The organism is Patescibacteria group bacterium (genome assembly GCA_041671645.1).
In the GTDB taxonomy this organism is placed as follows: domain Bacteria; phylum Patescibacteriota; class UBA1384; order XYA2-FULL-43-10; family 1-14-0-10-43-13; genus JBAZBD01.
Genome location: JBAZBD010000001.1, coordinates 852,892 through 867,751 on the forward strand (window position 1 = coordinate 852,892; position 14,860 = coordinate 867,751).

The 14,860-nt window shown below is 45.6% G+C and carries 12 protein-coding genes and 1 tRNA gene; 8 read left to right on the forward strand and 5 right to left on the reverse strand.

Annotation, left to right across the window (positions count from 1 at the left end; all coding sequences use genetic code 11):
• Positions 1 to 40: 40 nt before the first annotated feature.
• Both WC227_04440 and WC227_04445 read right to left on the reverse strand, forming a co-directional pair.
• Positions 41 to 901 (reverse strand): MBL fold metallo-hydrolase, encoded by an 861-nt coding sequence (locus WC227_04440; protein MFA6963924.1) that lies wholly within the window; start codon positions 899 to 901, stop codon positions 41 to 43.
• A gap of 2 nt (positions 902 to 903) precedes the next feature.
• Positions 904 to 2,343 carry a ComEC/Rec2 family competence protein gene (locus WC227_04445; GenBank protein MFA6963925.1) on the reverse strand — a complete coding sequence of 480 codons (1,440 nt, stop codon included), beginning with the start codon at positions 2,341 to 2,343 and terminating at the stop codon, positions 904 to 906.
• Between the two features lie 60 nt (positions 2,344 to 2,403).
• Between WC227_04445 and WC227_04450 the strand changes: the two genes are divergently transcribed.
• From WC227_04450 to WC227_04485, 8 genes are all read left to right on the forward strand, one after another.
• Positions 2,404 to 2,880: a nucleotide exchange factor GrpE gene (locus tag WC227_04450; protein ID MFA6963926.1), complete on the forward strand. Its 477-nt coding sequence runs from the start codon at positions 2,404 to 2,406 to the stop codon at positions 2,878 to 2,880.
• A 189-nt stretch (positions 2,881 to 3,069) separates the two neighbouring features.
• Complete coding sequence (gene dnaK / locus WC227_04455) at positions 3,070 to 4,974, forward strand: molecular chaperone DnaK (GenBank protein MFA6963927.1); 1,905 nt, start codon at positions 3,070 to 3,072, stop codon at positions 4,972 to 4,974.
• A gap of 116 nt (positions 4,975 to 5,090) precedes the next feature.
• A complete protein-coding gene (locus WC227_04460) occupies positions 5,091 to 5,750 on the forward strand; it encodes a hypothetical protein (GenBank protein MFA6963928.1) in 660 nt (219 codons plus the stop codon).
• Positions 5,751 to 5,835: 85 nt separating this feature from the next.
• Positions 5,836 to 6,486: a DnaJ domain-containing protein gene (locus tag WC227_04465; protein MFA6963929.1), complete on the forward strand. Its 651-nt coding sequence runs from the start codon at positions 5,836 to 5,838 to the stop codon at positions 6,484 to 6,486.
• 225 nt (positions 6,487 to 6,711) lie between these two features.
• Positions 6,712 to 7,206, forward strand: a complete 495-nt coding sequence (locus WC227_04470; GenBank protein ID MFA6963930.1) for a hypothetical protein — start codon at positions 6,712 to 6,714, stop codon at positions 7,204 to 7,206.
• A 123-nt stretch (positions 7,207 to 7,329) separates the two neighbouring features.
• Positions 7,330 to 7,692 carry a phage holin family protein gene (locus tag WC227_04475; protein MFA6963931.1) on the forward strand — a complete coding sequence of 121 codons (363 nt, stop codon included), beginning with the start codon at positions 7,330 to 7,332 and terminating at the stop codon, positions 7,690 to 7,692.
• Between the two features lie 84 nt (positions 7,693 to 7,776).
• Positions 7,777 to 7,851, forward strand: a tRNA-Lys gene (locus tag WC227_04480).
• A gap of 140 nt (positions 7,852 to 7,991) precedes the next feature.
• Entirely contained in the window at positions 7,992 to 8,582 is a 591-nt protein-coding gene (locus WC227_04485; GenBank protein ID MFA6963932.1) for a hypothetical protein, read from the forward strand.
• Positions 8,583 to 8,792: 210 nt separating this feature from the next.
• Here the strand turns inward: WC227_04485 and WC227_04490 are convergent, their stop codons facing one another.
• From WC227_04490 to WC227_04500, 3 genes are all read right to left on the reverse strand, one after another.
• On the reverse strand, positions 8,793 to 10,154 hold the full coding sequence (locus tag WC227_04490) for an Ig-like domain-containing protein (GenBank protein ID MFA6963933.1): 1,362 nt from the start codon (positions 10,152 to 10,154) through the stop codon (positions 8,793 to 8,795).
• Between the two features lie 14 nt (positions 10,155 to 10,168).
• Positions 10,169 to 13,825, reverse strand: coding sequence for a S8 family serine peptidase (locus WC227_04495; protein ID MFA6963934.1), 3,657 nt, complete (start codon positions 13,823 to 13,825; stop codon positions 10,169 to 10,171).
• A 124-nt stretch (positions 13,826 to 13,949) separates the two neighbouring features.
• The coding region (locus WC227_04500) for a hypothetical protein (GenBank protein MFA6963935.1) at positions 13,950 to 14,860 on the reverse strand (911 nt) is incomplete at its 5' end.

Consider the following 14,860-nt stretch of genomic DNA (forward strand, 5'->3'; position numbering starts at 1 on the left):
TAGCTTTTATTGTACAACAAAAATAGTTTGGACAATAGTTTTATAAGCTGTTTCCAAGTTTTGATCGCGATAATTTACCCGCCTTGTCGATTTCGAAGCAGATGTCCCCGTCCTGATCGGTGCGGGAGATTTGGATATTGTGCTGATTCAGCCCATCGAGCGTTTCCTGGTTGGGATGACCGAATTGATTGTTTAGCCCATCTGAAATGACAGCAAACTCTGGATTTGCTTTATCATAGACAGAGCTTAAATAAGCATTTTTGGAGCCGTGATGGGCGACTTTGACGACTGACTCCTTGGACAAATTCGGAAGCAGATCAGACTGTCTATCCGCTTCGATGTCACCAGTAAGGAGGAAACAATTTTCTTGGGCGCAAAAATCCAAGACGAGCGAAGAGTTGTTGAGATTGTCAATTTTCTGCTTCACATATTCTCCTCCCGGATAGAGAAAGCGAATCTGGCCAGGTGGGACTTCAATTGTTGAATCAATTTGTGGCACCGACAGGGACAGATTTTTGTCCTTCAAACTGTTCAAAAACTTTAGATATTGATCTGACTCAGCCACCACTCCAGTGCCGTAAACCTGACCAACGGTGTAGCGAGCTAAGACTTCATTGATCCCGACAATGTGATCGGCGTGTGGATGAGGAAGTATGATGAGATCGATTTTTCTGTCTTCCAGAGCCATCATTTTCGGTAATTTTTCCAAGACTTTGGCATCTGGCCCGCCGTCAATTAGTATTTGGAAATCGCCCTTGGATATCATGGCCGCGTCTCCTTGGCCAACGTCGAAATAACAAACTTTGGTCAAGTCTGTGGCTGGAGAATTGAAAATCAGAAAGATAAAGGAAATCGGCAGGAGCAAAGATACCATGATTATTTTTTTGGCGTGTTTTCTCATGATCAAAAAGTTAGCGAAGCTAGCGGAACACGAGCTAAATAATGAATTGCCAAGATAACGTATTCGAGCATCGGCCAGAGCAGGAGGGCAATGGCTTGAGCGAAAGGCGCCCAGATGAAGCCCAAAATTATGGCGACAAAAGTGAATAGCATGATCCAGGCCACGCTCCAGACGACCAAGAGATTGGCAATCGGCGAGATCAATGAAATTGTTCGGAAATTGTAGAAAATGATCGGAATTACGGCGAGCTGAGCCGCCAGAGTCTCACAGGTCATCTTGGCGAAGTCAGGTGTTTCGGAACGCTTCGAGATTTTTTGATACAAATCAGAGAGCAATGGAGCGAGATATATGATACCGATGAAAGCGGCGAATGAAAGTTGGAAGCCGAGATCATAGAATAATAGATACGGATTTTGCAGCAACATAACAAGCGCAGTCAGAGTCAAAATATTGAGCTGATCAGCCCTCCGGCCGTAAGTCGTGCCGAAAAGAATCAGCATCGAGAAGATTCCGGCTCGGACAACCGAAGCGGAGCATCCGGTCGCCAAGATGAAAATGATGACGAAGATTAGTCCGGCCCAAAACGATCTCTTCTTGCCCAGAAACCCAGCAAGGACCCAGGCTAGAGCGATCGTAATGATAGTGACGTTAAATCCCGAAAGAGCCACGATGTGAGTCAGCCCCGTTTTCTGGAGATCATCCTTCAGCCCCTGGCTCATATTGGATTGGCTGCCAAGCAAGATTCCACTAGCGAGCGAGGCGTGTGGCTCAGGCAGGGATCGGCTGATCAGACTGGCTGATTTCTCTATTGCCAAGAAGAGCGCACCCTTAACCGTCACCCAGATAGAGCTATCCTGCCCAACGATCGTAATCTGCTCGCTCTCTAAGATGCCATAAATCCCCTTCCCTTTGAGATATCCTGGATAATCAAAATCTTCAATTTTCTCTGGTTTGACTATTTTCCCATTAATCTCTAATTTGTCGCCATATCGATAAATCGGAAAAACTGGAGCCTTCAGAAGCAAACGAGTTTTCTTGCCTGCCTCGGCGGCAGACGGGCCATTTATATCCGCCAGTACTGTCAATTTTTGATTGGTCGCCGTCACCGCCGGTCGCTCCGCCACGACGACATTAAAGCTCGCGCTTTGGTCAAAAATGAGGCTGGGCGTGCTTTTGTAGGAAAAATATGATAAATAGAAAAGTCCAAGGGAGAAAAATAAAAAGGCAAAGGAGATCAGGACCAGCCCCCGTAATTTAAGAAGAAAATTGATGAAAGCGGTCAGAATGAGAGCGCAAAATAGAAAAATAAACAGACGGAAATCTGCTAAATAATTGAGAGTCAGGAAATTCGCAAAAGTTAGGCCAACCAAAAATGAGATCGCAAGAACTGTGAAAAGACGAAAGGGATAAAATAAATTCTCCCACCAATCTTTGAAAAGCATATTGATTTAGGATTTGAGAATACTATATCATAAACGAAGGGATTAATAAGGAATACCAATATGAAAAGCAAAAAAGTACAACCAGATACAACAATAGAATCAGAGCAAAAGATTGCCGAGCTGACCCTTGGCTGGCAGAGAACTCAAGCTGATTTTCAGAATTTCCGACGCCAGGTCGAGTTAGATCGGCAGAAACTGCTCAAGACGGCTAGCGCCCAGGTGCTGGAAGATATTTTGCCGGTGTTGGACAACTTCCAGCTTGCGGCCAAGCACGCTCCGGCAGAATTGGAAAATAATAATTGGGTTATCGGCATCAAACAGATCGAGAAACAGCTCGAAGGCATCCTGGCCAACGAGGGCTTGGTAAAAATAGAAACAATCGGCCAACAATTTAACCCAGAATTTCATGAAGCAATCGAGCATCTCTCCTCCGACAAACCAGAAAATGAAATTGTGGAAGAAGTTTCGTCTGGCTACACTTACGAGACCATCGTCCTCCGACCAGCAAAGGTAAAGGTCTCTTCAGGAAAACAATAAGCCCTAATTTACAGAAGAACCAAAAAAGTCGGCCTAGCCGTCTTTTTTGATAGGGGGTCTTGATCCGTCCTTCGTTAAAACTACGGAGGATCAACCCCTCCGTAGCTCCTGCGGAGCAAAGGGGGGTTGACAAAATGTAAAGTCTACTTTACATTTTAGATAGTATTATTTTATTAACAAGGAGTTCATATGTCCAAAATCATCGGTATCGACTTAGGTACCACCAACTCAGCTGTCGCTATTATGGAAGGTGGCGAAGCCAAGATTATCACTTCCTCAGAAGGCGGACGAACCGTCCCCTCAATCGTGACTGAGACCAAAAAGGGCGACCGATTAGTCGGTCAATTGGCCAAGAGACAAGCTGTCACAAATGCAGAAAACACTGTTTTCTCGATCAAACGTTTCATCGGTCGTAAGTTCGACGATGCTGACGCACAGGCAGATATCAAGAAAATGCCTTATGGCGCCAAGAAGGCCTCTGATGGATCGATCCGAGTCAGCATGATCGGTCAAGAGTACAGCCCACAAGAAATCTCTGCCTTCATCTTGCAGAAATTAAAGACCGATGCTGAGACCTATCTCGGCGAGAAAGTAACAGAAGCCGTCATTACTGTGCCTGCCTATTTTAATGATGCTCAGCGCCAAGCGACCAAAGATGCTGGCAAAATTGCAGGTCTCGAAGTCAAAAGAATTATCAACGAGCCGACCGCGGCCGCTCTTGCTTACGGACTAGACAAACAGAAGAATGAAAAAATCGCTGTTTACGACCTCGGTGGCGGAACATTTGATATTACCATTTTGGAGCTGGGCGATGGCGTTTTCGAAGTCAAAGCAACCAACGGTGACACTCATCTCGGCGGCGACGACTTTGATCAGCGAATCATGGACTACATTATCGATGAGTTCAAGAAGGATCAGGGCGTCGATCTACACGCCGACAAAGCAGCAGTCCAAAGAGTCAAGGAAGCAGCCGAAAAAGCCAAAATTGAGCTCTCGACCGCTCTTGAGACTGAAATCAACCTACCTTTCATCACCGCTGATGCCTCCGGTCCAAAACATTTGACCCTGACAATCAAACGCGCTGATCTCGAAAAAATGGTTGGCGAGTTGATCGAAAAGACGATGAAGCCATGCCAGAAGGTCTTGGACGACGCTAAGATGAAAAAAGAGGATATCAATGAAGTGATCCTGGTCGGTGGCATGACACGTATGCCAGCCGTTCGTGAGGCAGTCAAGAAATTCTGGGGCAAAGAGCCAAACCATTCCGTCAATCCTGACGAGGCCGTCGCTATCGGTGCCGCTATTCAGGGCGGAGTCTTGGCTGGAGATGTCAAAGATTTGCTCCTGCTAGACGTGACTCCACTCTCTCTTGGAATCGAAACTTTGGGCGGTGTCTCGACCAAATTGATCGAGCGCAATACTACTATCCCAACCAGCAAATCACAGATTTTCTCTACCGCAGCTGACAATCAAACTTCTGTAGAAATTCATGTCTTGCAGGGCGAGCGCGAAATGGCCGCCGACAACAAGACGCTTGGCCGATTCATGCTTGATGGCATTCCACCTGCCCCACGCGGCATTCCACAGGTCGAAGTTTCCTTCGACATTGACGCCAACGGCATTGTGAATGTCAAAGCTACCGACAAAGCAACCAACAAAGAGCAGAGAATCACTATTACTGCTTCGAGCGGACTATCTGAATCTGAAATTGAAAGAATGAGAAAAGAAGCCGAAGAGCATGCTGACGAAGACAAGAAGAAAAAAGAGGCTGTCGAAGTCAAAAATATGGCTGACACATTGATCTATACTGCTGAAAAGACACTAAAAGACGCAGGAGACAAAGTTGATTCTAACTTGAAATCTGATGTCGAGCAGAAAATCCAAGCCTTGAAGGACGTCAAAGACAAAGATAATCTCGAAGAGATCAAGACCCAGACAGAATCTCTCAGCACTGCTCTGCAGGAAATTGGCAAGAAGATGTACGAACAGGCTGCCAAAGAGCAACCAAAAGCCGACGGTGCGAAGGAAGAGGAAAAGGCCGAAGAACCCAAAAATAATCCGCCAGCTGGCGGAGATGAGCCAAAAGCTGAATAATTTGCTTCCATATTTGCCCTCTATTGCTTAGAGGGCAAGATGGAGTTAAAATTATAGAGATCTGGTTTTGTCCGATTTCAACTTAACATGGAGGGTCCCCTCAGGGGGAAAGTTTTGTGAATTTGTTTCGTAATCCTATCTTTATACTTTTCTTCGTCGTCGCCCTAATCGTGTCGATCGTCTGGAGTTATATTTCGAACAAGAAAACTAATACTCCGGTCACGACCGAGACGACTGAGACGACAACAACAGACACACCCAAGGTGACCAATCTGACAAACCTTGACCCTGTCGACTTCGACTCGACCTTGAAGGGATATCTCGATATCGCAGCCACTAAGTCAGCGGAGATCAACAAGGATTACAAGTTGGCCGATATCGAAGTAGAGATAGGCCAATCCCTCCAACCAGCCGACGCCACTATTCGATATGCGTACAATCTCGGGGCCACAGACACAAGCAATTGGATAATTTCATTTGCCCAGGACACCGGCAGTTATGTTCGTTCGCTTATCCCAAGTGAGGATTATCTCGGCCACCCCAAGCAGATTGACACGACACTCTGGAAATTTAATTACGTCACCGCTCTGCAATTGGCTGAGAAGAATGGCGGCCTCGAATACCGTGAGAAAAATTCTGACTTTTCCAGCGTCAAAATGAGTTTGAAACATACTGGCGAAAAAGCCTGGCTCCTCTGGAGTGTGGAGTACAAAGGTACGACCAGCGGCCTAACTGTCCTAATCGACGCAAACTCAGGTGACAAAGTCACTCAATAAAGCAGTAATATATAAGCTTATAAGTCCGATAAGCGCTCTGCTACTTGCTTACCAACTTAGGATTTATAGCTAATTGCTTATTTTTATGTCAACAGATTATTACAAAACTTTGGGTGTCTCAAAATCGGCCTCGGCCGAGGAAATCAAAAAAGCTTATCGAAAGCTTGCTTTGGAGCACCATCCTGATCGAGGCGGCGGCAACAATTCCGACGCCAAGTTCAAGGAGGTCAACGAGGCCTATCAGGTCCTCTCTGACCCCGAGAAACGCAAGACATACGATCAGTTTGGCGATGCCGCCTTCAAAAACGGTGGAGCTGGGGCTGGAGGCTTTGGCGGATATCGACAGGGCGGATTCCAGGGCGACTTTTCTGATTTTGACTTCTCTGGATTCGGATTTGGTGGAGGAATTGGAGATATTTTTGAAGACTTTTTCGGCGCCCAGATGTCTCAGGTCCAAGCCGAATTACAAATTTCCCCTGCTCAGGCCGTACTTGGGGATAAAGTTTCCGTCCAGATCAATGGCGAGAATCTGGAGTTCTCTCTTCCCGCAGGCACAAACGATGGCACTTCATTCCGTTTTCAGGGCAAGGGTCGTGCAACACGAAATGGCCGCAAAGGAGATCTCATCCTAACAATCAAAATTGTAATGCCAAAACACCTGACAAAGGAACAGCAAGAACTCTGGCAACGTCTCCGCGACGAAGAATCCAAGAAAAAAGGTTGGTGGGGCGCTTAGCGCCCCCTTAACCACGCTAAGCGTGGTGGCGGTAGGCCAAAAAAGGATTACCCCGCAGGGGACCCTTTGGGTCAAATTTTCCTAATTACAGATATTAATTTGATATTCGTAATTTGAACGATCCGTAATCCGTTATGTTGTTTCTTGACTTGAAACAAGAAAAAACCGATAATAGAAGAAACAAAAAGGTAAGTTAGAGGGGTAAAAAGAGTGCAGCTTCCTAGTGTGGATGTTTTTATCGGGTTGTTATTCTTAGTCGGCATCGCCTACGGCTTTATTTTGCAACGAGAAAAAACGATCACGACACTGATTTCTGTCTACATCGGGCTGGTCGTTGCATCGAGCTTCTCCGGAACAGTATTTGACTTCTTCAATGGCAACAAGGTGATTGCCAATCAGATTTGGATCAGAGGCAACGCTTCAAATCCGACAATAGCGATCGTAATATTCTTGATCACTACTTTCCTCGTCTCGGGAGCAATCAACTCAAAATCAAAAAAAGGTGACGGCAGTATTTCTCTCCTCGAGACGATTGTCTACAGCGCTCTGATGATGGCCCTAATCCTCTCCTCCATCTTGGGATTCCTCCCCGAAGCGACCAGAACCCACTATATCGAAACTTCTATGTCCGCAAAATATCTTTGGAATATGCGGACATTATTTGTAGTTTTACCCCCGATCATGTTGGTCTTCCTGAATTGGAAAAGAAAAGAGAAATAGCAGAAAATTATTACTTATTAGTTCTTAATTTTTATTCAATTATTAATTAATAATTATAAATTGATTAGAAATTAAGCCGAAGGCTCCCCTTCGGGGGAAATCAATTATTAGAAATTGAGGAATATGCTTTTACTTCGTTGGATCTTAAATACTTTGGTTCTTTTGCTAGTTAGCTACCTTGTGCCTGGTGTAAAATTTTCAGGGTTTTGGGCCGCTTTGATCACTGCACTAGTCTTAGGTTTACTGAACGCTCTAGTAAGACCGCTGATCATCTTACTCACCTTGCCTGTCAATTTCCTGACCCTTGGTTTCTTCACTTTGGTCATCAACGCTCTCATGTTCTGGCTCGCCAGCACCATCGTCAAAGGATTTGATATCGCAGGATTCTGGCCCGCTTTCATCGGCGCTTTGGTCTATTCGATCATCATCATGATCATAAATATGATGACACTCAAACAACCGCCTAAGCAAACGATCAAAAAATAGTTCTGATCTATTTTCACCTGATATCAAAACATTGCTTTCAGAGTTGATTTTTTGTTGGAAATTATGTATTATAACAGCTAATGTGGGCTGTTAGCTCAATGGTAGAGCAGTGGCCTTTTAAGCCATTGGTTCTGGGTTCGAGTCCCAGGCGGCCCACCAAAAAAAGTTTCTGATTCGTCAGAGACTTTTTTTATTGACCAAATCAATCAATAATGATATAGTTCTATACATCTTAAAGCTTTCAAAGAAAGCCTTGGGAAGCACGCTGGAATGCGTGACACTACTCCGGAGGGTCTCAAATGACCACATTATCAGTAGCACAAGTTGCAGAAACAGGTGCCCTTGAAGCTGGCGTAATTTATAATTATGCGACCAGCGCCGCTATCAAAGCGGCTCGACTACGACTTGCTAACATGCGCGATCAGTTGGCAGGAATTATCGCTGAAACAGATTTGTCCGATACCGCACATGGTGATGTTGACGCAGGTGTCGTGAATGATGCGATACAGTGCGGCGCCCTTTTGACAGCGATCGACAATCTTGACTTTGAGATTAGCAATCCGAATCTCATAATAGTCGACTGGATGGACCACGGGCCAGAACCCAAGGTTGTCCCCGGGACGGAAATCACCGCCCTTTTGGATGGAGAAGAAAAGTCCTGGATATTCCTGGATTCGCTGGACTTGACGTACGGAGAGCATTCGCCAGAGATTACCAGCCGATTAATTACAATTAGTAGCACCATCGGCGAAGCGATCTTCGGCAGTTCAGCCGAAGATGAGATTACCATTCTGAAGCCCATCAGAGGGCAAAGGAACAGAAAGGTGAAAATCCTTTCAATCGAACCGTGGCCACCCCGAGCCACAAAAAAACGCAGTAACAAAGATTAACTGCTTCCCCAAATAGTTCGTATTTAGCCCGGCACCGTCCCCAAGACGGTGCCTCGCTTTTTTTGTATAGCTCAATTCGCTTCGGAGGACACTTCGACACGACTGACCGATCTGTCGACTCGTCTACAAGGAGCTAATCATTTCTTTAAACGCCTCACATATGTGAGGCGTTTAACACAGTGCCCGTATCGGATAGAGAACGAAATAATGTTAGTTGAAATGGTTAATATCGTTGTTATTGTCCACGACAGGATTCTCTGTTTCTGGAGTCGGAGTCGAAATTGGAGGTGCAGTTGAGGTAAAGGTGGAAATTGGGGTAGCTGTGATTGTAGCAGGGGTGGATCCTTGAGCGCGGCCTGTCATTTTCAGATCTATTTTTCTGTTTCGATAGAGAAAGAATCCCAGCAATAGCAATCCGAGTAAAAGAGCGACGCTGCTCCAAAACCAAGGGTTCTGAAGTAATCCGGAAGACCAATCATTCTGAATCACGATTGGAGTTGCATAGGCTTTCTCTGGATCGACCTGAAAGGTAAGTTCGTCTGCCGCTTTGGTCGTCTCTGTCGCTGTAGTAGAGAGTGCATATGCTTTATGGACGCCCGCTTCTATGCCGTCGCTGACTGTGATACTCCATTTGCCCTCTGCATCGGTTGTGACAGATTTTGTGATCAGTGTGCTAAAGACATAGACTGTCACAAGAGAGTTCGGCTTGGATATACCCTTAAAGGTTAGATTGGTTAGAGATTTTTTGTCTTGAATGTTGGCGACAACTGCTTGGTCAGAATTTAATAATATTGTGGTTTCTGAACTAGCGCTAATCTTTTTGATTTCTTTTTGAAATTTCTTCTCGCTATCTGGCATTGTCGGCGCGACTAGTACGGGCGCCTCTGCTGTAGCTGGAACTGGCGTCTCTGTCATGACGGCTGGTGTCTCTGCTGTCGCGGCGGGTGTCGTAGCAGCAGGGGTAGCAGTTGTGGCAGAGCTTGGAGTGGTGGTCTTTTTGGTTGTGCTTGGAGTTGTGGGTGTAGTATCGGCTGGGTTGGTAGCTGGGACATCTGGTGTTGTCGGAGTATCTGGTATCGGGTCTGGGATGACTGGTGCTGCCGCTATGGTGTAGCTACCTCCTGAGACAGAAGACAAAATATTGGCTGGTTCATCGCCTGAGCTGACGACTTGGCCACCCGACAAGGAAATTGTGGCTGTGCCGGCATTCGTGCCTTTGACTACCAAAGTGTAAACGGTAATGGTACCAACACCATCACCAGTCGAACCACAGCTGAAACTTAGCGATGGGGTGCTTGGGTCGGTAGTACACATAGAAACGGAGCCTTTGGTCAGGCTCACCACGGTCAAGTTGCTGACTGATACGCTTGCCTTGTAAACCGACATATTTTGGCCGCCGCCATCTGCAACGATACCAACTGAAAATTCCTCGCCGACAGTATGGCTACCTGTTGCTGAGCTCACCGAAATTGTGGCTGTGTTTGCTGCCCGTATAGGGGTAATTGCTCCAAAGATAGCAACTATCGCTGAGATAGTGACAATAGCACTAGTTTTTTGTATTACGTTGAACATATCCACTCCCTAAATTATTTATTCCAGTTTGTAAGTAAGGTCGCAAAGTCTAGTTCATCCACAACCCTATCTCTATTGTAGTCAGCCATTACATTCTTTGGTGCACCCCAGTTTCCAAGCATACTAGCAAAGTCAAGCTCATCGATGGCGCCATCATTATTTATATCGCCACTTTTGTGGATGATGAGGTTCAACGTCTTCGTTGCTTTTTTGGCCCCACTTTCGGCAGAGAGATCAACTTCATATTTGCCAGGAACAGTGGCCTTAACGGTGGCGTCTTGTTTGTCGGAATTTTCAAATACAAGATCGGCCGGACCAGTCTTCTTACTCCAAGTGAACTTGGTTGCATTTTTTGTCTTCGCTGATACTGGTATGGCTACATTCTTATAGCTCTTGATATCTGCTAGATTCTCAACTTCCGGAGGAGGGGTGCCATCGCCCAAGACCGCACCGTTAGTTTGGGCCGCATCACCGCCGGCCTGGCTCCAAGGAATCGCATTCTTTCCGACGGTTGTCGGGAGTTCCCAGGCGTAAATTTGGAGCGTCCAAGCTCCGAGATTCCAACCCGAACCTTCTCCTCTGGCGTTACCCACCATGTCTAGCCGGCCATCACCATTGATATCCCCGAATAACGGTGCAGATGGACCTTGGGCAGCGAAACCTTTTGACAGTACTTTCTCTCCTCGCAAATTATATGCTTCGAACGTAGATTGACATGATGGATCAGTGCACCAACTAGGACCAACAATTTCTGCCACTCCATCGTTATTTATATCAGCAACCGAAACCTGAGACCACTCGACAAGGAAAAAGCTGTTTGGCCAACCCTCCATAATTTTACCGGCTGAATCAAACAGCAAATTCCCTTTATACCCCCCAATAAATATCAGTTGACCGCTGCCTGATGGATTATTGACAAATACCGGTGATGATCCACCAAGAGCGTCTACATCGGCCAAGTCTTGGTCCGCGGTTGACTTTTCCCATAGCAGTTTACCCGCCCCATCGAAGGTAGCCACCGTGTAGTGGCAAACCGTAGTATCATCACAGATGCCGTCAGCGTATGTTCGAGCCACAATCTCATTGTCGCCGTCATTATTGATATCGGAAATACCGAACTTAACACCCAAGACAGATGAGCGGGAAGTAATCTTTTGAGGCCAGCCAGGTTGAAGGACTCCTGAGAGATTATAAACGTAGACCGAATCTGTGTCGCTTGCCACAATCTCTTTTTGACCATCAGCATTAACATCAACTGCAGCAACCTGACCTAAACCAGCAGATTTGTACTCTTGCTGACCTGCTAGCGATACAGGCCAAGATGGAATTGCTTTCCCTTTGTTTGATAGAATGTACACTTTCGAGTCTGCAGTCTCAAGTAATACTTCTTTTTGCCCGTCGTTGTTCACATCCACAACGGTCGGTAGAGCGGAACGACCAACTGGCAATTCAAACGGCCAACCTGGGATCACTTTACCATTTCCGTTGACGACATAGACTGCAGAACTTGTAATAATTTTATCGGCTTTTGCGTTTAGTCTTAGCATAGTAGCACTTTCGACAATATCTTGCTTGCCATCATTGTCGATGTCGGCCAAAACAATAGAGCTAAGACAGCCGGCACAATCGAGAGCACCTGTTTTTAAAGTAACGGGGAAATTTGCCATTTCTTTGCCGTCAGATTGAAAAGCATGAATTAGAATACCTGTGTCTTCTTGATTAATCCAGTATGCGTCTGCGGAAACAACCTCGTTTTTACCATCACCGTTAATATCACCAATCGCGGGTTGAATATAATATTCGGTAGCCCATTCTTTTGGCCAGCCTGTTAGCACATCACGATCATACATCGAATCGGCATAATCTATAGAAGTAATATCATTTGTGTCGGTAACGGAAAGCCTCAATGAATAATAACCGTCAAGACCTGTCGGCATAGTCGCAAGCAGTCCGCTCATTGCAGCTGTGCCAGAGGCGGCTGTCTTCCAATCAGTCGGGGTGAGATCAGAACTGTATTCCAGTTTCCAGCTCTTGACGACACTCCTGGCCGAAACGGTGCCGTTGACCTTACTTAAACCATAATTTCTTTCATCAATATCTAGAAATGCGACAGGCGGCGCAGACTGAAGGCCAAGAGCTTTGGCAACATCAAGTCGGCCAAAACCAGTACTGACACTCCAATCCCGATTGTCCAATTTGGTAGCTGAGTTGTCCAGTGCAAATCTAACCTCTTCTGGCGAATAGTCGGGATGTAGCGCCAATACCATTGCCGCTGAGGCGCTGACGAAAGGCGCTGCCATCGATGTCCCCGGCATACCAATTGACCATTGATTCATCCACAAGCCCCCATAGTTCGGATTGAGAGGCTTCGAGTTTAGCTTGGTCGAAAGGATCAGATCATCTATCCCACCATAGTAAGAAGAATCACCGCCAGGTGCAATCAAATCAACTCTGTTGCCATAATTGGAAAAACCAGCAAGGTTGTCCTCTGAGTTCGAGGCTCCAACAGTGATAGCATATTTATTTCCTGCCGGTGTAAAATTTTTGACATCAATTGTATCATTACCTGCTGCAAAAACTGTAACGACATTTTTATCGTGAGCATACTGAATGGCGTCATCGAAAATAGTCAGATGATAGCCAGCTAGCCCCCAGCTACAGCTTATGACCTTGGCACCATTGTCTACCGCAAACCGAATCGCTGAAACAAGGCCATCAGAATCTCCGCCCTCAAGTCCTAGACCCTTGAGAGGCATAATTTTTAGCTCTGGACCGACGCCAATGTTGCTTTTGCCACTCATTTTGGTGTGGTCTGGGTCGTTGTCTGCAATCGCCGCAATAATGCCAGCAACATGAGTCCCATGGCCATCATCATCCATCACATCACGATTATTTGAGACGAAGTTATAGCCAACGATGCTGTTAGAACTATTCCTCAACATATTATTCTTCAGATCTGGATGGTTGTAGTCAACGCCAGTGTCAATCACCGCCACGACGACACCATTGCCCTTGGTAATATCCCAAGCTGCTGGCGCCCCAATATTTTTCAAGCCCCAGAGATCATCCTTCCCTGGAAACATTAACTGGGTGCCGAGTAGAGCATCATTTGGCAGAGCAGTTTTCGTTGCTATATAATTTGGCGAAACTTCTTCAACCCCCGCTGATTTATACATATTCATGACTTCAAGCATAGTCATTTTCTTGCCAGTGCCAAGCGAGACCTCGGTCAAGGCTTTTGCAGGATCTTCATCGGTAAGTTTACCCTCGCCAGCCAAAGTGATTGTGTGCCAACGATTTAATGGGCTAGATGTATCCACAGCCGACGGAAGACTCTCCGTCTGATTTTGGTTGAGATCAGCATTGGCAACTGAACTGATCGCTGAAGATTTTAGCAAATTATTCAGCGAATCAAGTCGAGTATCTCCAGTGTTTTTCGGATCAATAGTAGCGCTTATTGACGTTTTCTTGCTATTGATCGCGTCAGCATCAACTTTTTTTAGCCTAACCAAAATTTGGTTAGTAGCATATTTCGGCTTCTGATTTTGTACAATTCCTGATTTATTTGTCGGCAATGTATCTGCCTTGAATCTATCTCTAAAAAAGAAAAAGCCGCCGGCCAATATCAGAAAAACCAAGATGCTTATAGGTACTATTACTTTTTTCCTCATTAGAGAACCCCTCAAAAAATTATTATTTGTAATTATTATGACATCCAAGAATGCTTAAATCAACCCATTTCTGATGAAGAGGACTTTGCGTGAATATTACTTGAAATCTAGCGACAATTAGCAATTATTTATTCCAATTTGTAAGTAATGTCGCAAAGTCGAGCTCATCCACAACCTTGTCTCTGTTGTAGTCAGTCATAGCATTCTTTGGGGTACCCCAGTTGCCAAGCATGCTAGCAAAATCAAGCTCGTCGATGACGCCGTCATTGTTTATATCACCGCTTTTGTGAATGATGAAATTGAGGGTTTTGGTAGTTTTTTTAGCGCCGTTTTCGGCTGAGAAGTCAACTTCGTATTTGCCAACAACGGTCGCCTTGATAGTCGCTTCTTGTTTGTCAGCGTTTTCGAAAGTCAGCTCTGCAGGACCAGTCTTTTTGCTCCAGGCGAATTTAGAGCCGTACTTGACTGCTGCAGTAACAGGTATTTTTTGGTTCCGGTAGGCGTGTACATCTTTGAAATCAGTAATATTTGGAGCTAAGCTTTCAGTATCTGCTGGTATCTGAAATTGATAAGTCAGGGAATTGTCCATATCATCCGATGCTGCGAGGATTAATGTGACCAGGCTATTTATCGCTTGTGTCGCGGCCGATTCCATTAAATTTGCGCTATAGACGCCGTTTGCGTCACCAGCGAAGGCAATATCTGAAGTCGTGTTGTCGCTCTTCAATATTTTCAAAGTCGCTGATTTCATGGTGCCAATGTTCGGATCTAGCGTGATCTTGAGAGTAGATGACAGGGAGGCGCTTATTATGTCAGTTTGGTTGTTGTCTACGGTCAATGTCATATCTTTGATGTAAGGGGGATTGCTATCACTTCTTGATAAGTCGAATTCTGACTTGACCTTCGCGACGGCATCGACACCATTTATCTTATAGGTGAGGTCGGCCGTTTCGAAAGAAAGCTTCCCCTTGTCGGTTACCTGTTTGTAGAATAGGTAGCTTTGGTACCAGTAGCCGTATCCACCGTTGTTGAATA

Bases quoted from the DNA above. Each gene is read 5' to 3' on its own strand.
- WC227_04440 (MFA6963924.1), bottom strand. From the start codon at position 901: ATGAGAAAACACGCCAAAAAAATAATCATGGTATCTTTGCTCCTGCCG.
- WC227_04445 (MFA6963925.1), bottom strand. From the start codon at position 2,343: ATGCTTTTCAAAGATTGGTGGGAGAATTTATTTTATCCCTTTCGTCTT.
- WC227_04450 (MFA6963926.1), top strand. From the start codon at position 2,404: ATGAAAAGCAAAAAAGTACAACCAGATACAACAATAGAATCAGAGCAA.
- dnaK (MFA6963927.1), top strand. From the start codon at position 3,070: ATGTCCAAAATCATCGGTATCGACTTAGGTACCACCAACTCAGCTGTC.
- WC227_04465 (MFA6963929.1), top strand. From the start codon at position 5,836: ATGTCAACAGATTATTACAAAACTTTGGGTGTCTCAAAATCGGCCTCG.
- WC227_04475 (MFA6963931.1), top strand. From the start codon at position 7,330: ATGCTTTTACTTCGTTGGATCTTAAATACTTTGGTTCTTTTGCTAGTT.
- WC227_04485 (MFA6963932.1), top strand. From the start codon at position 7,992: ATGACCACATTATCAGTAGCACAAGTTGCAGAAACAGGTGCCCTTGAA.
- WC227_04490 (MFA6963933.1), bottom strand. From the start codon at position 10,154: ATGTTCAACGTAATACAAAAAACTAGTGCTATTGTCACTATCTCAGCG.
- WC227_04495 (MFA6963934.1), bottom strand. From the start codon at position 13,825: ATGAGGAAAAAAGTAATAGTACCTATAAGCATCTTGGTTTTTCTGATA.